This window comes from Neoroseomonas oryzicola, assembly GCF_012163135.1.
GTDB classification, from domain to species: domain Bacteria; phylum Pseudomonadota; class Alphaproteobacteria; order Acetobacterales; family Acetobacteraceae; genus Neoroseomonas; species Neoroseomonas oryzicola.
Map to the genome: position 1 here is coordinate 106,140 of NZ_JAAVUP010000011.1, position 19,119 is coordinate 125,258.

A 19,119-nucleotide genomic window follows, 5' to 3' on the forward strand; every position below is an offset into this window, starting at 1 on the left:
CTCCCGCCGGGCCCCTCGCGGGGCGCCGGCATGGAGGTGTTCCATGCAAGCCGTTCCGGATCCGGTCTTCCCGCACCTCGTCTGGCTGCGTCCCGGCATGGCTGACACCACCCGCCCGCCCGCGCTGTCCGACATCGCCTTCTTCCGCGGGGCGGCCGCCGAGTCCCTGACGAAGCTGTCCGCCGCCGCCCGCTGGCGCACGGTCGAACCCGGCCAGGTCGTGGTGGATGAGGACGAGCCGTCCACCGACATCTTCTTCGTCGCCGCCGGCGCCGTGCGCGTGCAGCTGCGCGCCGCCTCGGGGCGCGAGGTGCTGCTGAACGAATTCGGCCCGGGCGAGTTCTTCGGGGAGCTCGCGGCCATCGACGGCGCACCGCGCGCGGCGAATGTCAGCGCGGTGACGCGCTCGCGGCTCTGCATCATCCCCGCGCAGGCCTTCCTCGACTTCGTCTTCGCCAATCCGGCCGCCTGCCACGCGCTGCTGCGGACGCTGGCGTCCAAGCTGCGGCTGCAGACGGAACGCACGCTGGAACGGGAGGCGCTGCCGGTGCGGCTGCGCCTGTTCTCTGAACTGCTGCGCCTGTCGCGGCCGCGCACCGGGGCGCCGGGGGAACGCGTCGTCTCCCCGCCGCCGCCGCATCATGAACTCGCCGCGCGCATCGGGGCGCGGCGTGAAGTCGTCTCGCGCGAATTGTCGGAGATGACGCGCGAGGGCTGGCTGGCGCGCGACCGCCGCGCCATCCGCATCCTGCGCGTCGCCGAGATCCAGAGCCTGGTCGCCGCGGAGCTGCGCGCCCCCGCCGCCTGACCTGGACGCCCTGCCATCGCTGCCGCAGCATCCGCGGCAGCGATGGAGGGAATGCCATGACGAAGCCGCTCGTGCTGCTGTGGACCGACGGGGCGGAGCCCTATGCGCGCGCGATCGCCGCGGCGGGGCTGGGCGACCGGCTGCGCGTGGAGATCGTGCCGCGCGCCGGAACGCCGGACGAGGCGATGCTGGCCGAGGCGGCCGCATTGCTGTCCTGGGGGCCGCCGCCGGGCACGCTGGACCGCATGCCGAAGCTGCGCTTCGTCCAGGCGCTGACGGCGGGCGTGGAGCATTGGCTGGCGCGCGCCGACCTGCGCGAGGACCTGCCGCTGTCCTGCGCGCGCGGCACGCATCGGGTGCAGATGCCCGAGAACATCCTCGGCGCGCTGTTCCACATCACCAAGCCCTATGCGGCGATCGCCGCGGACAATGCGGCGCAGCGCTGGACGCGGCGGGTGTCGTCGACACTGGCAGGCAAGACGCTCGGCATCCTCGGCCTCGGCGCCATCGGGGCGGAGCTGGCGCGCAAGGCCGCCGCGCTCGAGATGCGGGTCGTCGGCACCAAGCGCGGCATGGCCGAGGTGCCGCATGTCGCGCAGGTCTTCGGCCCCGAGGGCACGGACGATGTGCTGGCGCAGAGCGATTTCGTCGTCCTGCTGCTGCCGGCGACGCCCGAGACCGAGAACTTCATGAACGCCGCGCGCCTGGCGAAGATGCAGAAGACCGCCTGGCTGCTGAATTTCGGCCGCGGCGCGCTGATCCGCGACGAGGACCTGATCGCCGCGGTACGCGAGGGGACGATCGCGGGCGCCGTCCTCGACGTCTTCCGCACCGAGCCGCTGCCGTCGAACCATCCGTTCTGGGGCGAGGAGAAGATCATGGTGCTGCCGCATATCGGCGGCCTGCATCCGCAGCGCGACGAGATGGTCGCCGCCCTGCTGGTCGAGAACCTGCAGCGCTTCGTCGACGGCCGCCCGCTGTCGCAGCTGGTGGACCGGGAGGCCGGCTACTGATGGCCTATCGTCCCTTCGACCTTGCGGGGAAGGTCGCCCTCGTCACCGGGGGCAATTCGGGCATCGGGCTCGGCATGGCGCAGGCGTTGGCCGAGGCCGGCGCCGATGTCGCGATCTGGGGCACCAACGCTGCGAAGAACGCCGAGGCGGTCGCCGCGCTGTCCGCGACCGGCGTGCGCGTGCATGCCGAGATCTGCGACGTCGGCGACGAGGCCGCCGTGGATCGCGCCTTCGCCGCCACGCTCGCCACGCTGGGGCGCGTCGATGCCTGCTTCGCCAATGCCGGCACCTATGGGCGGAAGGGGAAGTTCGTCGAGCTCGACAGCGCGGAGTGGCATCGCGTCACGCGGGTGAACCTCGACGGCGCCTTCTACACGCTGCGCGCGGCGGCGCGGCACATGGTGGAACGTGGCGGGGGCGGGTCGCTGGTCGGCACGGCCTCGCTCGCGGCGATCGAGGGGGCCGCGCGCAACACGCAATATGCGGCGACCAAGGGCGCGATGGTCGCGGTGATCCGGGCGCTGGCGGTGGAACTCGCCCGGCATGGCATCCGGGCGAATGCGGTGCTGCCCGGCTGGATCGAGACGGCGATGACCGCGCGCAGCGTGGGCGACGAGAAATTCGCCGGTGCGGTCCTGCCGCGCATTCCCGCGCGCCGCTGGGGGACGGGTGCGGATTTCGGCGGCCTCGCGGTCTATCTCGCGAGCGATGCGTCGACCTACCACACGGGCGACTGCCTGGTGGTGGACGGCGGTTATTCACTCTACTGAAAGTGACGGTTTCCAAAGGCCTTTCGGCCTTTGGTGGGGAGGTCCGGAGGGGCAAGGCCCCTCCGGTCATGTTCAGCGCATGGGCGGCGCGTACATCAGCCCGCCCTGATTCCACAGCCGGTTCAGCCCGCGCTCGAGCCCGATGGGCGAGTTCGGCCCGAGGTGCCGCTCGAAGATCTCGCCGTAGTTCCCCACCGCCTTGATGGCGTTGTAGGCCCAGCGACGGTCGAGACTCATGGCCGGCCCGGTGTCCCCGGCCTCGCCCAGCAGGCGCCGGACCTCGGGGTTCGGGCTCTGCAGCATCTGGTCGACATTGGCCTGGGTGATGCCGAGTTCCTCGGCGAGGATCAGCGCGTAGATGGTCCAGCGCATGATGTCGAACCACTGCGGGTCGCCCTTGCGGACGGCCGGCGTCAGCGGTTCCTTGCTGATGATGTCGGGCAGGATGATGTGCTCGCCGGCGGGCAGCGAGGTCCGGAAGGCGGCAAGCTGGCTGGCGTCGAGCGTGTAGGCGTCGCAGCGGCCGGCGGTGTAGGCCTTGCGCGTGTCCTCGTTGCTCTCGAAGACCAGCGGCTGGACGCGGATGTTGTTGGTGCGCGCCCAGTCGGCGAGGTTGAGCTCGTTGGTCGAACCCGCCGTGGCGCACACCGTCGCGCCGTCGAGCTGCGAAGCGCGCGTGAGGCCGGTCGACCGACGCACGATGAAACCCTGGCCGTCGTAGAAGACCGTCGGGCCGAACTGCAGGCCGGCATTCACCTCGCGCGAATGGGTCCAGGTGAAGGTGCGGGCGACCATGTCGACCTGGCCTGATTGCAGCGCGGGGATACGCGCCTGGCTGGTCAGCACGTGCCAGCGCACGCGGGAGGCATCGCCGAGCACGGCGGCGGCGACGGCGCGGCAGATGTCGGGGTCGAGGCCGCGCTGCTCGCCGCGGCTGTCTGGCACGCCGAAGCCGGGCGAGCCCTGATTCGCGCTGCAATCGAGCATGCCCTTCGACCGCACCGAGGCGAGGGTCGGGCCGGGCTGGACGCCCTGCGCGGCGGCGAGGGCCGGCATCAGCGCGCCGGTGGCGAGCATCACGGCCGCGGCGGCGTGGCGGAGGATCGGCGTTGTCATGGCTGGCTCTTGGCTCCCGGTTCTGCCGGGATCGTCGCCCGCCTGCCGCCGGCCGGCAACCCGCCGGCTAGAAGGAACCGCCGGTGCGGAAGCCGCCGCCGGAATCGCTCTTGCCGCCGGTCCTGAAGTCGCCGGAGGAGCCGCCGTCGCTCCAGCCCCCGGGATCCTTCGAACCGCCACCACCACCGCCGGGCCAGGGCTTGGACGGCGCATCCCATCCGCCCCCGCCCTTGCCGCCGCCCCACCAGCCGCCGCCATTCTGCTCGCCGGCCCAGGGGCCGGGCGCGGGGCGGCCCCAGGGTCCGGGCGGCGCCTTGCCCCAGGGGCCAGGCTGGGCGGTGCCGCGCATCGATCCCGGCAGGCGCTGGCGTTCCATGCGGCCCCAGAAATCGTCGCGGGAGAGCGCGCCGCGCAGCACCTCCGCGATCAGCGCGCCGACCAGGGCGCCGCTGGTGAAGCCCCATTCGTGGCGCTCCACGCCGCGGCTGCGCATGTCCTGGCGCAGGGCCTGCAGTTCGGCGAGGCGCCGGCGCGCGCCCTCGGCCTGCGCCTGCGCGTCGGCGAGGGCGGATTCGAGCCGCCCGCGCTCGGCCGCCGTGATCTCGAGCCGCGCGACGATCGCATCGTCGTCGCGCGTCGGCGTGCGCGCCGCTTCCTCGCGCAGCGTGCGGAGGGAGCGGGCGCCGATCGCGGCCTCGAGCGCGCGGACCGCTTCCTGGGAGGCCGGGTCCTCGCCCGATGCGAGCGCGCTGCGCTTGCCTTCCGCGGCGGCGAGCGCGGCGCGGGCGGCGTCGACCTTCTCCTCGGCCGCCTGCAGCGCGGCGGCGGAAGGCTTGGTCGCCTCGTCCAGCCCGGCGATGGCGCGGCGGCGCTCGATCATGGCGCGCACCGCGGCCTCGGCCGCCGCGCGCATCCGCTTCGCATGGTCCTGCATCTGGCCCGGCAGGTCGGAGAGCAACGCATAGGACCGCCGCGCCGGTTCGAATTCGATCAGCCGCGCGACCCAGTCGTCGACCATGCGCACCAGCGGGAAGGCGCGATAGCGCGCCGTGCCGTAGCCGCGGTCCCAGAGATAGGCGAAGAGCGGATCGGCGCGATAGGGCGCGCCCTTCTCCTCGAAGTCGCGCCCGGCGAAGGAGGCCTTCTGCTCGGCGTGCTGGGCGATGCGCTCGGCTTCCTCCGCGGCGGTGGACAGGCGCTGGAACTCGGCATCGGCGGCGGCCTTGGCGTCGGCCTCGCGCAGCGCCTGGGCCTCGGCCTCCTGCGCGGCGGCGAGGCGCTGGGCCTCCGCATCGCGCGCGGCCTCGGCGGCGGTCAGCGCATCGCGCGCGTCGAGCACGGCGCGCTGCGCCTCATCGAGCCCCGCCGCGCGCTGGCGCAGGCTTTCCTGCACGCGCGTCCCGGCGGCATCGAGGGCATCGAGTGCCGCCTTGCCGTCCGCGATCTCGAGCAGGCGGAGCCGGGCGAGGTCGCGCAGCGCGGCGGCTTCCTCGGCACGCAGGCCGTCGCGGCGCGCGGCGAGGCGGTCGGCCTCGGTCTGCGCGGCGGAGGCCTCGTGCTGCGCCTCGGCCAGGCGCGCATCCATCTCCTGCAGGACGACGGCGCCGTTCACCATGACAGGATCGCTCCCCCGGTGGTCTGCACCGTCCACTGCGTGTCGAGCGTGCCGGCGGCCTTCTGGCCGATCACCGGCTGGTCGATGATGCCGTCGGCGAGCTTGTCCTGGCGGACGCGTTCGAATTCCGCTTCGCTGACGCGCAGGCCCCAGCGGGCGGTGCGCGCGGTGCGACTGTCCTCCTCGCTGGTGACGGGAACCTCGACGGGGCGGCCGTTGCGGTCCACCGCCTCGACGATCAGGTAGTAGTTGCGCGCGCGCGGGTTGGACGCCGGCACGCGCCAGACGGCGGAGGGTTCGCCCGGCCGGTTGACGATGCGCACGGTGTAGGCGGCGGCCAGGCGATCGGTGAGTTCGATCAGCGCGGCGCGGCGGGCGCGTGCCTCGGCCAGGTGGCCGGCGCGGGCGGCGGCCTCGCCCTCCGCCAGCAGGCGCTGGGCCTCGGCGCGCGCGGCGGCGTCCTGCGTGCCGGCCATCACCCGGTCGTATTCGGCGCGCAGCGCGCGCGGCAGGTCCTGCTGCAATTCGCGCGTGACGGCGGCCGCTTCGCGCTGGCGCGGGGCCACCACCGTGAAATGCCAGATGCCCCAGCCGATGACGAGCACGCCGAGGCCGGCCAGCGCCGCCTTGCCCCAACGCCCCCGCGTCGCCCAGGCGACCGCGAGGCTGCGCCGCCAGCCGGCGCCCTTCGGAGTATAGGCGAAGCGTTGTTCCTCGAGGGCCGCGATGCCCTGGTCGAGCACCGCGTCCGAGACCTCGATGCCCTGGGACGCGTAGATCTCGCGCAGGCGGTCGCGCAGGCGCGTCTGGCGCTCCTCGCCGGAGAGTTCGCGCTCGACCAGACGTTCGGCGTGGCGGATCGTGTCCACCACGTCCATCGCCATCATGGTCTCGTCGAGCGCGGGCGCGCCCGCGCGGGCCTCAGGCATTCGTCGCGGCGACCGCCGAGGCGCGCTGGGTCAGCTTCGCCATGCGCTGCTTCGCGTCCTCGACCGAGCGGCGGATCTCCTCGCTGTTCTGGGTGGCGGCGGTGCGCATCTCGTCGATGATCTCGATCGAGCGCTCCTGGTAGTTCACCACCGATTCCACCAGCTTCTTGACGGCATCGGCCTGGATGGTCGGGCCGTAGCCGGCGCGCAGCGCGGCTTCCTGCACCTTGCCGCCGATCTCGGCCAGCACTTCCAGGGACTGGTTCACGCCGGCCTTCATGCCTTCCAGCGTGCGGGTGCTCTCGTGCAGCCCGTGCATGCCGGTGAAGGAGGCGGTCAGCGCCGTCAGCACCGCCTCGTTGGTCGAGAAGAAGGAGACGGACTGCTGGTAGACGCGTTCCTTGGCCGTCGTGATCTGCACCAGCCGGGCCATGATGACCTCGGAGGTGTTGTAGGAGACGGTCAGGTTGTCCGCGAGGTCCTTGGCGATCTGGTACTTGCCGTCCTCGCCCTGCAGGTGGCGCAGCGCCTCGTCGCGCGCGAGTTCCAGCTTGGCGCGCTCGGCGGGTTCCATGTTCGCCGCGCCCTCGGCGGCCTTCACCGCGGCGTCGGTCGCGACCTTGGCGGCGTTCAGCCGGCCCTCGGCCGACTTCAGCACCTCGAGCGCCAGCACCTCGGCCTGCTTCAGCGCGCCGCGGAAGTCGCGATAGGCCTCGAGGATGGCGTGCTCGCGGTCGATGTTCTCCTTGGTGTCCTTGGAGACCTCGAGATAGGTGTCGCGGATCTTGTTGAAGCGCGAGGCGATGTCGCCGCGCGTCGCCTTCTGCCAGATGTTCGACAGCCGCTCCATGGTGGAGATGCGGCCGTCCTCCATCTGCGCGACCATGCCGCGCGCATCGTCGCGGATGGAATTGAAGGCGTTGGTGATGGTCTCGTAGCGCTCGCCGACCTCCATGGCCTTGATCTGCTCGCGCACCACCTCGTTGAAGTTCGAGGCCTGGTTCAGCACGCGGGCGATGAGCGTGACCCGGTCGGCATCGACCTCCATGATCTTGGAGAGCAGGCCGGTGATCGGCGTCTCCTCGGCATTCTGGGTCGGGACGGGCAGGCCGAGGTCGCGCAGCGCGCCCATCGCCTTGTCGAGGTAGCGCATGGGCTGCACGGTGACGGCGGTCTCGCTCATCCTGTCGGTCTCCTGGCGGGTTCCGGGCGCACTCATAGCGCGGCGGACGGGCGGGAGTCAGCCGCTCATGTCACAGCCGGGACGATCACGTCGGCGGGTGCGCCGTCATCCGAGGAGATAGGCGGCGCCTGATCTTTCGCAAATGCCGCGGATCAGCGTGTCGAGGGAGGCCGGGATGGGGATCCCCTCGGCGAGGCGGCGCCGTCGCTCGGCCTCCTCCGGATCGCCTGCGACCAGCACCGGCTTCGCCGGATCGGCTGCCGGGGTGGCGTGCAGCACGTCGATCACAGCGTCGAGGTCGTCCTCGAAGGCGCCGGGCGGGCGGAAGGCGTTGGGGTCGATCGCCATGAAGAAATGCCCGATGTCGTCGGGATCGCCGGGCTTCTGGGTGCGGTTGCGGATGGGCGAGAAGGAGGAGCCGACCAGCGTGCCGCCCAGGATGTGCACCATCATGGCGAGCCCGTAGCCCTTGGCGCTCGCCATCTCCGCCGTGCCGCCGAGCGGCGAGAGCCCCCCATCCGGCCGGTTGAACACGATGTCGAAGCCCTCTTTCGCGTCGGTCACCGGCTGGCCCTTCGCGTCCAGCACCCAGCCCGCCGGCAGTTGCCGGTCGTTGAGGTCGTAGACCTTCACCTTGCCGGCCGCGGTCGTCGTCGTCGCCATGTCCAGCACGAAGGGCGGATGCCGCTTCGCCGGCGCCGCGAAGGCGAGGGGGTTGGTGCCGAGCACCGGGGCCGCGCCACGCGTCGGCACCATGGTCACGCCACGCGTCGCCGAGGTGACCATGCCGATCGCCCCGCGCCGCGCGGCGATGCGCGCATAGACGCCCGCCGCGCCGAAATGGTGCGAGTTGCGCACGCCGACGATGCCAACGCCGGCATCCTTCGCCTTGTCCACCGCGAGGTTCATCGCGAAGGCCGAGACCGGATGCCCCAGCCCCGCGCCGCCATCTACCAGGGCGGTGCAGGCGGTCTGCTTCTCGATGCGCGGCCGCGCCTGCAGCTTCAACGAGCCGTCGCGGTAGCGCTTCTCATAGGTCATCAGCATCGAGATGCCGTGGCTGTCGACGCCGAGCAGGTCGGTCTCGATCATCGCCTCGACGGTCGTCTGCAGCAGGTCGGGCGCCATGCCCCAGGATTGCAGGATGGCCTCGATCTGCGCGCGCACGCGCTCATGCGGAACGTTCACGGTGTCAGGCGCCTTCGCGGATGAAGGGGTTGGTCAGGTGGCCGATGCCGGTGATCTCGATGTCCACCACGTCGCCATGCTTCAGGTCCGGCGAGACGCCGTCCGTGCCCATCCAGATCACGTCGCCCGGATGCAGCGTGATGTTGCGCGTCATGGTGGCGATGAACCGAGCCACGCCGAACAGCATGTGGTTGGTCGCGAAGCGGGTCCGCACCTCCCCGTTCAGGCGCACGATGGTCTCCGCGGCGTCGAGGTCGAGATCCGTCTCGACCCAGGGGCCCATCGGCTTGAAGGTGTCGGTGTTCTTGGATCGCCAGAAGGTGCGGTCGGATTTCTGCCAGGTGCGCTCGCTGACATCGTTGCCGATGGTCCAGCCGAGCAGGCAGGAGAGGGCGTCCTCCTCCGTCAGGTGCTTCGCCTTGCGGCCGACGACGGCGACGAGCTCGCCCTCGTAATGCACCTTCTCGGTGGCGTCGGCGGGGATGACGACGGTCTCGCCATGCGCGATCAGCGCATTGGCCGCGCGGTAGCCCATGTCGGGCTTGGCCGGGATGTTCGGCACCTCGCCGCGCCGGGCCGCGCCTTCCTTCACGTGCTCCACGTAGTTCAGCCCTGCTGCGTAGAAGGTGGGCGGAATGACCGGCACCTCGATCTTCACCGCGGCAAGGTCATGCCGCCGCGGCGTCGCCTCATAGCCGCGGAAGGGATCGCCGGCGACCTCGGCGATGCGGTCGCCTTCGAGGATGCCGTAGGCGGTGCGGCCCCCGGCCGAGAAACGGATCCAGCGCATCAGGCGGCAAGCGCCTGGCGGACGAAGTCGGGCTGGAAGACCTTGTCCGCCATCACCTGGCAGCGCTTCATCAGCCGGTGCTCGTTCGGGCCATAGTCCGGAATGGCGTTGTGCAGCGTGCCGATGTTGTCCCAGATCAACAGGTCGCCCTCGGTCCAGACATGGGTGTGCAGGAAGCGCGGCTGCAACTGGTGCTCGAACAGGGCTTCCAGCACGCGGTCGCTCTCGGCCTCGTCCAGTTCGTTGATCCGCACCGCGTAGCCGGGATTGCAGTAGAGCACCTTCCGCCCGGTGATAGGATGGATGAGGAAGACGGGGTGCACGGAAGGCGGGCGCTTGGCGCGCTGTTCGGGCGTCAGTGGCTGGCGGCCGCTGGTGCCGCGCTTGACCATCATGTCCCAGAACTTGTTGAAGTCGTGGGTCGCCGTCGCGTTCTCGAGCCGGCGCTTCAGCCCGGGATCCAGCGCGTCATAGGCCGCGTGCATGTTGGCGAAGACGGTCGATCCCAGCGCCTTCCCGTCGCGTCGCGGCACCTTGTGCGCGTTCAGCACGTTCACGAAGCCCATCGTGTCGCGATAGGACATGTCCGTGTGCCAGTCCTGCCCCGCATCCGCGAGGCCGATCGGCTGCCCGTTCTCGACGATGTTGGACAGGATCCCGACCTCTGGTACCGTGGGGTCCTGGAACTTCCCCGTCACCGAGGTCTGGATCGACCCGAAGCGCAGCGAGAAGTCGCGCAGCGCCGCGGCTTCGAGCAGTTGGCCCGGGAAGCACAGCACGCCATTTTCGCCGAGGGCCCGAAGGATCACTGCGAAATCGGGTGCCGAAAGGGACCTCGAAAGATCGGCGCCGGTCACGCTGGCGCCGAGGACGCCGCCGGTCGGCCGGATGGTGAGCATCGCGCGTCTTCCCTAGCGTTCGGGCCTCTGCGGCAACCCGCGGTGATGGAGGCTACGCCGCGACCGCAGGGGCGACAATCCACGCCGGGCTTGGAACCGCCCGTCAGCGGGGCCAGTCTGGCGCGAGACCAGGAGCCCCGATGCCGCCCCCGACCGTGACCACCGCGACGCCCCAGGCGCCGGAGATCGCCCACCAGTCGGCCTTCTTCCGCGATTTCCTGCGGCTGGCCGGCGGGTTCTGGCTGCGCGGCCCGCGGCGCTGGTATGCGCGCTTCTGGACGGCCGCCATGGCGCTGCTCTGCGCCGGGCAGGTTGCGCTCGCGATTCGGCTGAACCTCTGGAGTGCTGACCTCTTCGATGCGCTGGAACGGCGCTCGATGGACCGCTTCGTCACGCAGATCGAGATCTTCGCCCTGATCGTCGCCGGCGCCGTCCTCGCCAATGCGCTGCACATGGTGGCGCGCCGGCGGGTGAACCTCGCCTGGCGCGAATGGCTGACGCAGCGCGTCGTGGGCGACTGGATGCTGGATGCGCGCCACTACCAGGTCGCGCAGATCCCGGGCGACCATGACAACCCGGATGGCCGCATCGCCGAGGACATCCGCATCTCCACGGAATACGCCGTCGACCTCGCGCATACGCTGCTCTATGCGACGCTGCTGCTGGTCGCCTTCATCGGCGTGCTCTGGAGCCTGTCGGGCTGGGTCGAGGTGTTCGGCGTCGCCGTGCCCGGTCACATGGTCGTGCTCTCGGTCGGCTTCGCGGCGCTCGGTTCGGTGGTGGCCTTCCTGCTCGGCCGGCCGCTGGTGCGCGCGACCGATCATCGCCAGACGCGGGAGGCCGATTTCCGCTTCGGCCTGGTCCGCGCGCGGGAGACCGCCGAGCCGATCGCCCTGGCGCGCGGCGAGGGCCGGGAACGCCAGCGCATCGCGACGCTGTTCGACGGGATCGGCCCGACCTGGGCGGCGCAGACCCAGGGCCTGGCCCGGCTGACCGGCTTCTCCGCCGGCTATATCGCTTTGGCGCCAGTCTTCCCGATCCTCGTCGCGACCCCGCGCTTCATCGAGGGGGCCATCACCCTCGGGATGCTCATGCAGACGGCGCAGGCCTTCCAGCAGGTGACGGCCGCACTCTCCTGGCCCGTCGACAACCTCCAGCGCATCGCCGAATGGCGCGCCTCGGTCGAGCGCGTGCTGGCGCTCGAGGACGGCATCCGCGTCGTCGCGGCGGAGGCGGCGCGCGAAGGGCCGGACGCCATCATGCTCGACCGCACCGGCGTGCAGGGGCTGGGCGCGCGGGGGCTGTGCGTGGCGGAACCGGACGGCACCGCGATCCTGAGCGACATCACCCTGCATGTCGCGCCGGGGGAGCGCGTGCTGGTCGATGGCGATCCCGGCGCCGCGCAGTCGCTGTTCCGCGTGCTCGCCGGCATCTGGCCGTGGGGCCGCGGCATCGTCGACCTGCCGCCGGACCAGGCGATCGCGACGGTGGGCGAGCGGCCGCACCTGCCCTCCGGCCCGCTGCACGACGCGATCGTCTTCCCCGATGCCGCCGCGGACCATCCGCGCGAGGCCGTGGAGCGTGCCTTGGTCGCGGTCGGCCTCGGCTCCCTTGCCGAACGGGTCGAGGAGGCCGCGGATTGGGAGGGCATCCTCGGCATCGTGGAGTTGCAGCGCGTCGCCTTCGCGCGGCTGATGCTGCAGAAGCCGCGCTGGGTGCTGCTGGGGGATACGACCTCGGCGCTCGAGGCGGATGAGGCGGACGACATGATCGCGCTGCTCGTCTCCGAACTGCCGGAGGCGGGGCTGCTGGTGCTCGGCCGCCATCCAGGTCCGGCGGAACGCTTCACGCGGCGCCTGACGCTGCGCCGCCTGCCCGGTGGCGAGGTCCTGCTGCGCGAGATCCATGCGCGGCGCGAGGCGGCCCGCGCGCCACGGCGCCGCCCGCTGCCCTTGGTGGATTGGCTGCGCCGTGGCTACGAGCAGCGCCGGCAGTACTAGACCGGGCTCTTCACCCCGAGCCGCGTCGCGGTGGCGAGGATGTTCGACCAGGTCTCGGCCGGCAGCGGCACGCCATGGGCGGTGCGGTCCGCGCGGCGCTGGTTCTCGGGGTCGCCGGGCAGCAGCACGGGCTCGGCCGGATTCGCGGGCTGGGTTTCCGCGATCCAGTCGGCATAGACGAGGCCCATGCGCTCGAATTCCGCCTGGGTGCCGAAATGCTTGGGCGAGATGAAGACAGAGAGCATGCCGTTGGCGATGCGCCCGCGCTCGTTCACCGGGCCGGAGGTGCCGCCGGCGGTCAGGCAGCCGGCCAGCATCTCGCACATGAAGGCGAGGCCCGAGCCCTTGTGCTCGCCGAAGGCGCGGATGGCGCCCTTGCCGTTCGACGGATTGCGCGGCCCGACCGCCTCGTAGGGGCCGTACAGCGTGTGCGGATCGGTCGAGAGCCGCCCGTCGGGTTCGATCAGCGCGCCTTCCGGCAGCTTCTTCCCGCCCGAGGAGGCGACCAGCACCTTGCCCTCCGCGACCAGCGATGTCGCGAAGTCGAGCACCAGCGGCTTGCCCGGCAGCGGCACGCCGATCGAGACCGGGTTGGTCGAGAAGCGCCGCTCCACGCCGCCGAAGGGCGCGACAAGCACCGACCCCGCGACGTTGACGAAATGGATGGAGATCAGCCCCGCCGCGATCGCCTGTTCGGCATAATCGCCGACGCGGCCGATATGCCCCGCATTGCGCAGCGCGGTGACGCAGACGCCGTGCTGCTGCGCGCGTGCGATGCCGAGGGCGACCGCCTGCGGCGCCACCGTCTGGCCGAAGCCCCACTTGCCGTCGAGCACGGCGAAGGCGCCGCCATCGGTCACCACCTCGGCGTCCTGGCCCTTCACCACGAAGCCGGCCTCGAGCCATTCGACGTAGCGGGGCACGCGCACCACGCCATGGCTGTCATGCCCGGCGAGATTGGCGCCGACCAGGTGCGTCGCGATGCGCCCCGATTCCGCCGCGTCGCAGCCGGCGGCGACGAAAATGTCGCTCACCAGCGCGGTCAGCGCGGGGGTGGGGATGCGGAGCTGGTCGGCGGGCGCTTCGGCCATCGGGTGCGTTCCTCCTTGGGGAGGCGCGACATTGGCCCCGCGCGTGCGGACGGTCCAGCCGGGGCGGGTCAGCCCTGTGCGCCGGCCGCCAGGATGCGCCGGAACAGCGGCACCGCCGCGACGAGGTCCGCCACCGCGACGCATTCCCTCGGCGTATGCGCGGTGCCGATCCCGCCAGGGCCGAGCACCAGACAAGGCGCGAGGTCCTGCAACTCGCTGGCATCCGTGCCGTAGGGCGCGGTGCGCGGCGCCTGGCCGGTCACCTCGGCGCCGAGGCGCACCAGCGGGTGGTCGACCGGCAGTTCCGGCGGCGTGCCTTCGCGCTTCTCGGTCAGCGTGACGCCGGCGTGGCGGGCGGCGTCCTGCACCGCGGCCTCGATGCCCGAATAGTCGATGCTGCGGCTGCGGCGGAACTTGATGCGCGCGGTGGCCTTGGCGACCGTCACGTTCACCGCCGTGCCGTGGTTGTCGACGACCAGGTTGAAGTCGGAGAAGGGCGGGTCGTAGGCCGCATCGTGGAAGGCGGGGTCGTGGCGCAGCCGCTCGAAGATCGCCTTCATCTCCGCGAGGAAGGGGATCAGCGCCCAGTTCGCGTTCACGCCCTGGCCGGTCGAGGAATGCGCCTGCACCCCCGTCGCCACCGCCGTGTATTCGATGTGGCTGCGATGTCCGCGCACCGGCCCCAGGCCGGTCGGTTCCGCCACCACGATGCCCTTCAGCCCGAGCGCCCGCGCGGCATCGGAGGCAGCGATCGCCCGCGCGCCCTGCTTCGATGTCTCCTCGTCGGTCGTCAGCAGCAGCGTGACCGGAACGCCCGAGGGCATGCCCCGCGCGGCGACGACGCAGGACGCGACCGGCCCCTTCATGTCGACCGAACCGAGGCCGTGGAGCACGCCGTCGATCACGCGCGGCGTCCAGGGCGGGTCGGTCCAGCTCGTCTCCGGCACCGTGTCCATGTGGCCGGACAGCGCATAGCCGCCCTTCGGCCCGCGATGGGCGACCAGCACGCGCTTGGCCACGCCGTTCGCGTCCCTGTAATCCAGCCGTTCGATGTCGAAGCCCGGCAGGGCGGCTTCGAGCCGGTCCGCGACAGGAATGTTCGAGACGGAGGAACGGCTGTCGATCGCCACGAGATCGGCGGCCAGGCTCAGGACGGCATCGGCATCGTCGGACATGGCCGCAGCATCCCTTGCCGGACGGGCGCGGGCAAGCGAGGCTCCCGCGCCATGACCGAGATCGCCTACCTCGACCCCCGCACGGGGCGCACCTATCCGCTCGCGACGCCGCGCTGGTGCGGCGACGACCGGGCCCCGCTGCTGCTGACGCCGCTGCCTGGCATCACGCGCGACGCGATCCGCACGGAGGAACGCTCGCTGTGGCGCTACGGCGCAGCACTTCCCTTCGTGCCGGAGGATCCGATCAGCATGGGGGAGGGGTGCACGCCGCTCGTCCCGCGGGTGATCGGCGGTGCCTCGGCGCTGCTGAAATGCGAATGGTTCATGCCGACCGGATCCTTCAAGGACCGCGGCGCGAGCGTGATGCTCTCCCTGCTGCGCGCGCAGGGGGTGACGGATGTGCTGGAGGATTCCTCGGGCAATGGCGGCGCGGCCGTGTCCGCCTATGCCGCCGCAGGCGGGATGAAGGCGACGATCTTCGTTCCCGCCAGCACCTCGCCGGCCAAGACGGTGCAGTCGCGCGCCTCGGGGGCGACGATCCAGCTGATTCCGGGCAGCCGGCAGGATTGCGCCGATGCCGCGCTCGCGGAATCCGAGCGCATCTTCTACGCCAGCCACAACTGGCACCCCTTCTTCCTGCACGGCACCAAGACGCTCGCCTATGAGCTGTGGGAAGACCTCGGCTTCACCGCCCCGGACAACGTGATCGTGCCCTGTGGGGCGGGGTCGAACGTGCTCGGCTGCGGGATCGGCTTCGCGGAACTGGTCCGCGCCGGCGAGATCGCGCGCAGCCCGCGCATCTTCGCCGCCCAGCCGGCGAATTGCGCGCCGATCGCGCGCGCTTTCCTCGGGCAGGCGCCGGTCGCCGCGCAGCCGACCATCGCCGAGGGCACCGCCATCGCGCAGCCGCTGCGGACCATGGAGGTCAACCAAGTCCTGAGCGAGACCGGCGGCGGCGCGGTGATGCTGAGCGAGGAGGAGATCGCGGCCGCGACGCTCGACCTCGCCCGCACCGGCATCTATGTCGAGCCGACCTGCGCCCAGGCGGCGGCGGCCTTCGCGCGGCTGCTCGAGGCCGGGACCATCCGCGCCGACGAGACGACGGTCGTCGTGCTGACCGGCACGGGGCTGAAATCCACCCCGCGCATCGCGGAGCTGCTCGGGGTGGCGGTCTGATGGCCGGCCCGCGCATCGCCCTGCTGGGCTTTTCCATCGAGTGCAACCGCTTCGCCGCGCCGGCGACGAAGGCGGATTTCACCAGCCGCTGCTACCTCGAAGGCGCGGCCATCGTCGCGGATGCGCGCAGCGCCGCGCCGCGCGCGCTCGCCGAGATGCCCGGCTTCGTCGCCGACATGGACGCCGCTGGGCCGTGGCAGCCGTTGCCGATCCTGCTCGCCATGGCCGAGCCGAACGGCCCGGTCGATGCCGGCTTCTTCACCGAGATGATGGCGATCTGGCGCCGCGGGCTCGAGGCGGCGAAGGGCCAGGTCGACGGCGTCTATTGCGTCATGCACGGCGCCGGGCTGACGACCGTGGATCTCGACCCCGAGGGCACGCTGCAGGCGCTGATCCGGGAGATCCTGGGCGACATCCCGCTGGTCTGCTCCTACGACCTGCACGCCAATGTCTCGGACCGCATGGTCGCGACGACCGATGCCTTCGTCGGCTACCGCACCAATCCGCATCTCGACATGCGCGAGCGCGGCGCGGAGAGCGCGCAACTGCTCCGCCGACTGCTGAAGGGCGAACGCTTCGTGCGTGCCTTCCGCCGCCTGCCGATCGTCGCCCCCACCGTCTCGCAGCTCACGGCGCAGGGGCCCTATGCGGAGGTGATCGACCTCGGCCAGGCGCTCGCCGCGAAGGATGCGCGCATCGCGAATGTCTCGGTGATGGGCGGCTTCGCCTATGGCGACACGCCCTTCAACGGCATGGCGGTGATCGTCACCGCGACCGATGCTGCGGCGGCCGAGGCGCTGGCGGACACCCTCGCGAACGCCGCCTGGGATCGGCGCCATCGCTTCGTCGCCAACCTCACGTCGCTCGAGGACGCGGTGCGGCTGGCGAAGGACAGCCCGACCCCGCTCGCCTTCGCCGATGTCGCCGACAATCCCGGCGGCGGCGGCCACGGCAACACGACCTGGATCCTCGAGGCCTTCCACAAGGCGGGCGTCGAGGGCGCGCTGATCGGCATGATGCTCGACGCGCCGCTGGCGATCGAGGCGCATGGCCTCGGCGTGGGCGCGCGCTTCACCGCGCGCTTCAACCGCGACAGCACCCCCGACGATCCCTTCCGCCGTCCCTTCGCGGCCGAGGCCGTGGTCCGCGCCGTCTCCGACGGCAACGTCACCGGCCGGCGCGGCATCTATGCCGGCACGGCGATGACGCTCGGCCGCACCGTCTGGCTGCAGATCAGCGGGCTGTCGGTCGTCGTCGTCGAGGGCCGCGCGCAATGCGCCGACCCGGTCTTCTTCGAGCATCTCGGCCTCGACATCGGCAAGGCGCGCTGCATCGTCGTGAAGTCCCGCGGCCATTTCCGCGGCGGCTTCGACGAGTTCTTCCGCCACGAACAGATCGTCGAGGTGGATTGCCCCGGCCTCACCTCCCCCGTGCTGTCGCGCTTCCCCTGGAAGGACCTGCCGCGCCCGGTGCTCCCGATCGACCCGGAGGCGCATTGGCCCTGACCGGGCCTTGCGCCGCGCCCCGTGCCTTGCGAGCGTGGCGATCCTTCCGATCCGGAGACGTATCGTGCGCCGCCACCTCCTGGCCCTGACGCTGCTTGCCGCCGTGCCCTTCGAGGCCTCGGCCACCCCCGCCTTCTGCGAGGCGCTGAACCAGGTCGTCTCGGCGGCGCAGTCCCGCTTCGACTGGCTGCCGCCCGGGCGCCACCTCATCCCCGGCTCGATCGACGAGCGGCATGGGGTCGTGCAGCGGCCGGACGGCGAGCCGCGCGGTGTGATCGTCGCGGTGATGTACCGCCAGAACGGCCCCGTGCAGGCGAATGTGGTGCGGGAGCGCTTCGGCACCCTGCAGCGGGAGGTCGGCGGCTGCCTGCCAAACGCAACGACGCTCGACACCATGCAGGGCGCCGGCGCGACGCTCGCCCGCTGGCAGACGCCCTATGCCGATATCGGCCTGCGGCGCGTGGACGGCGGCGCCGAAGTCGCCGAGACGCTGATCGAACTCTCCGTCGCCTCCCGCTGGTGAACCTTCGCATGACCCTTGACGACCTGCCGACGCCCTGCCTCGTCCTCGACCTGGGTATCCTCAAGCGCAACCTGGCCCATATGGCCGCCGCGGTGGCGCGGCATCCGGGGCTGAAGCTGCGCCCGCACATGAAGACGGCGAAGTCGATCGCGGTCGCGGACCTGGCCGCGCCGGGCAAGGGGCCGATCACCGTCAGCACGGTTGCCGAGGCGCGCTACTTCGCCGGCGGCGGCTTCCATGACCAGATCTATGCCGTCGGCATCACGCCGGCGAAGCTCGACGCCATCGCGGCGCTGAACGCGCAGGGCGCCGACGTGAAGGTCATCACCGACGATGCGGATGTCGCCTCGGCCATCGCCGCGCATCCCGGCCCGCTGCGGGCGCTGATCGAGGTCGATTGCGGCGAGGGCCGCGGCGGCGTGACGCCCGACGGCAACCTGCTGGCCGAGATCGGCGGCCGGCTCGGCGCGCGCTGCGCCGGGGTGATGACCCATGCCGGGCATTCCTATGCCGAACGCAGCCAGGCGGGCATGGAGAATGTCGCCGAGGCCGAGCATCGCGGCGCGGTGACCGCCGCCGACCGCCTGCGCGCCATGGGGGCCAAGGTCGACGTCGTCTCGCTCGGCTCCTCACCCACCGCGCTCTACGGCAAGGACATGTCGGGCATCACCGACGTCCGCGCCGGCGTCTACATGTTCGGCGACCTGTTCCAGGGCCAGATCGGCACCCATGGGATGGGCGACATCGCGGTTACCGTCCTGGCCGCCGTGACCGGCCGCAAGCCGGACCGCAACGCGGTGCTGGTCGATGCGGGCGCCATCGCGCTGTCGAAGGACCGCAGCACGGAAAAGGCGCCGAAGGACTACGGCTTCGGGCTGATGCTCGATGCCGACGGCAAGCCTTCCTTCGGCGACGCCATCGTGGCCCGCACCCATCAGGAACATGGCGAGGTGCGCGGCGACGGCCCGCTGCCCTTCGATCGCCTGCCGATCGGCGCGCTGGTCCGCATCGCGCCCAACCACACCTGCCTGACGGTGGCGGCCCATGACCGCTACTACGTCGTCGAAGGCGGGCGGGAGGTGATCGCCGTGTGGGACCGCGTGAACGGCTGGTGACAGCCCGCGGGCGGGCAACCGGACGTTAACCGCCCCGGCGGTAGGGTGGGGCGAGCAGAACGCGACCGGAGTCCCGCCCCATGCCGATCCGCATCGGAACCTATGCCTTGGCCGCCGCCGCGGTGGCGGCGGGCGGGTTCGCCCTCACCGCGCGCCTCCTCGCCGCCCGCCCGGGGGGGGGCCTTCCCCTCGCGCCGTGGGTGTCGAACACGGCGGCCTTCGC

General features: G+C 71.6%; 17 protein-coding genes. 8 read left to right on the plus strand and 9 right to left on the minus strand.

What is annotated here, in order from left to right; genetic code table 11:
- The first annotated feature begins 43 nt into the window (after window positions 1-43).
- From GWK15_RS22010 to GWK15_RS22020, 3 genes are read left to right on the plus strand one after another with little or no spacing between them, the layout of a single operon-like run.
- Window positions 44-808: a Crp/Fnr family transcriptional regulator gene (locus GWK15_RS22010; protein WP_168043550.1), complete on the plus strand. Its 765-nt coding sequence runs from the start codon at window positions 44-46 to the stop codon at window positions 806-808.
- A gap of 56 nt (window positions 809-864) precedes the next feature.
- Complete coding sequence (locus tag GWK15_RS22015) at window positions 865-1,821, plus strand: D-2-hydroxyacid dehydrogenase (RefSeq protein ID WP_168043551.1); 957 nt, start codon at window positions 865-867, stop codon at window positions 1,819-1,821.
- Window positions 1,821-2,591 (plus strand): SDR family NAD(P)-dependent oxidoreductase, encoded by a 771-nt coding sequence (locus GWK15_RS22020; RefSeq protein ID WP_168043552.1) that lies wholly within the window; start codon window positions 1,821-1,823, stop codon window positions 2,589-2,591. The genes GWK15_RS22015 and GWK15_RS22020 overlap by 1 nt, the downstream gene beginning before the upstream one ends.
- A 72-nt stretch (window positions 2,592-2,663) precedes the next feature.
- Here the strand turns inward: GWK15_RS22020 and GWK15_RS22025 are convergent, their stop codons facing one another.
- The 7 genes from GWK15_RS22025 to GWK15_RS22055 form a co-directional block, all read right to left on the minus strand.
- Entirely contained in the window at window positions 2,664-3,707 is a 1,044-nt protein-coding gene (locus tag GWK15_RS22025; RefSeq protein WP_168043553.1) for an amino acid ABC transporter substrate-binding protein, read from the minus strand.
- Between the two features lie 67 nt (window positions 3,708-3,774).
- On the minus strand, window positions 3,775-5,322 hold the full coding sequence (locus GWK15_RS22030; protein WP_168043554.1) for a coiled-coil domain-containing protein: 1,548 nt from the start codon (window positions 5,320-5,322) through the stop codon (window positions 3,775-3,777).
- The gene (locus GWK15_RS22035) at window positions 5,316-6,251 is read right to left on the minus strand and encodes a DUF6384 family protein (RefSeq protein WP_168043555.1); all 936 of its coding nucleotides are present in this window, start codon (window positions 6,249-6,251) and stop codon (window positions 5,316-5,318) included. The genes GWK15_RS22030 and GWK15_RS22035 overlap by 7 nt, the downstream gene beginning before the upstream one ends.
- Window positions 6,244-7,434: a cell surface protein gene (locus tag GWK15_RS22040; RefSeq protein ID WP_168043556.1), complete on the minus strand. Its 1,191-nt coding sequence runs from the start codon at window positions 7,432-7,434 to the stop codon at window positions 6,244-6,246. The genes GWK15_RS22035 and GWK15_RS22040 overlap by 8 nt, the downstream gene beginning before the upstream one ends.
- Before the next feature lie 105 nt (window positions 7,435-7,539).
- Window positions 7,540-8,622: an Ldh family oxidoreductase gene (locus GWK15_RS22045; RefSeq protein ID WP_168043557.1), complete on the minus strand. Its 1,083-nt coding sequence runs from the start codon at window positions 8,620-8,622 to the stop codon at window positions 7,540-7,542.
- 4 nt (window positions 8,623-8,626) lie between these two features.
- Window positions 8,627-9,412, minus strand: coding sequence for a fumarylacetoacetate hydrolase family protein (locus GWK15_RS22050; RefSeq protein WP_168043558.1), 786 nt, complete (start codon window positions 9,410-9,412; stop codon window positions 8,627-8,629).
- Window positions 9,412-10,311 carry a TauD/TfdA dioxygenase family protein gene (locus tag GWK15_RS22055; RefSeq protein WP_168043559.1) on the minus strand — a complete coding sequence of 300 codons (900 nt, stop codon included), beginning with the start codon at window positions 10,309-10,311 and terminating at the stop codon, window positions 9,412-9,414. The genes GWK15_RS22050 and GWK15_RS22055 overlap by 1 nt, the downstream gene beginning before the upstream one ends.
- 140 nt (window positions 10,312-10,451) lie before the next feature.
- Between GWK15_RS22055 and GWK15_RS22060 the strand changes: the two genes are divergently transcribed.
- On the plus strand, window positions 10,452-12,311 hold the full coding sequence (locus tag GWK15_RS22060; RefSeq protein WP_168043560.1) for an ABC transporter ATP-binding protein/permease: 1,860 nt from the start codon (window positions 10,452-10,454) through the stop codon (window positions 12,309-12,311).
- On the opposite strand, the gene GWK15_RS22065 is transcribed toward GWK15_RS22060, so the two are convergent.
- Both GWK15_RS22065 and GWK15_RS22070 read right to left on the minus strand, forming a co-directional pair.
- Window positions 12,308-13,402, minus strand: coding sequence for a malate/lactate/ureidoglycolate dehydrogenase (locus GWK15_RS22065; protein ID WP_168043561.1), 1,095 nt, complete (start codon window positions 13,400-13,402; stop codon window positions 12,308-12,310). The genes GWK15_RS22060 and GWK15_RS22065 overlap by 4 nt on opposite strands.
- A 68-nt stretch (window positions 13,403-13,470) precedes the next feature.
- Window positions 13,471-14,577, minus strand: coding sequence for a M20/M25/M40 family metallo-hydrolase (locus tag GWK15_RS22070; protein ID WP_168043562.1), 1,107 nt, complete (start codon window positions 14,575-14,577; stop codon window positions 13,471-13,473).
- A gap of 51 nt (window positions 14,578-14,628) precedes the next feature.
- Between GWK15_RS22070 and GWK15_RS22075 the strand changes: the two genes are divergently transcribed.
- From GWK15_RS22075 to GWK15_RS22090, 4 genes are all read left to right on the plus strand, one after another.
- Window positions 14,629-15,753, plus strand: a complete 1,125-nt coding sequence (locus GWK15_RS22075) for a pyridoxal-phosphate dependent enzyme (protein ID WP_168043563.1) — start codon at window positions 14,629-14,631, stop codon at window positions 15,751-15,753.
- Window positions 15,753-17,258: a M81 family metallopeptidase gene (locus tag GWK15_RS22080; protein WP_168043564.1), complete on the plus strand. Its 1,506-nt coding sequence runs from the start codon at window positions 15,753-15,755 to the stop codon at window positions 17,256-17,258. Before GWK15_RS22075 ends, GWK15_RS22080 begins: the two co-directional genes overlap by 1 nt.
- 64 nt (window positions 17,259-17,322) lie before the next feature.
- Window positions 17,323-17,781, plus strand: a complete 459-nt coding sequence (locus GWK15_RS22085) for a hypothetical protein (RefSeq protein ID WP_168043565.1) — start codon at window positions 17,323-17,325, stop codon at window positions 17,779-17,781.
- Between the two features lie 8 nt (window positions 17,782-17,789).
- The gene (locus GWK15_RS22090) at window positions 17,790-18,896 is read left to right on the plus strand and encodes an alanine racemase (RefSeq protein WP_168043566.1); all 1,107 of its coding nucleotides are present in this window, start codon (window positions 17,790-17,792) and stop codon (window positions 18,894-18,896) included.
- Window positions 18,897-19,119: the final 223 nt, after the last annotated feature.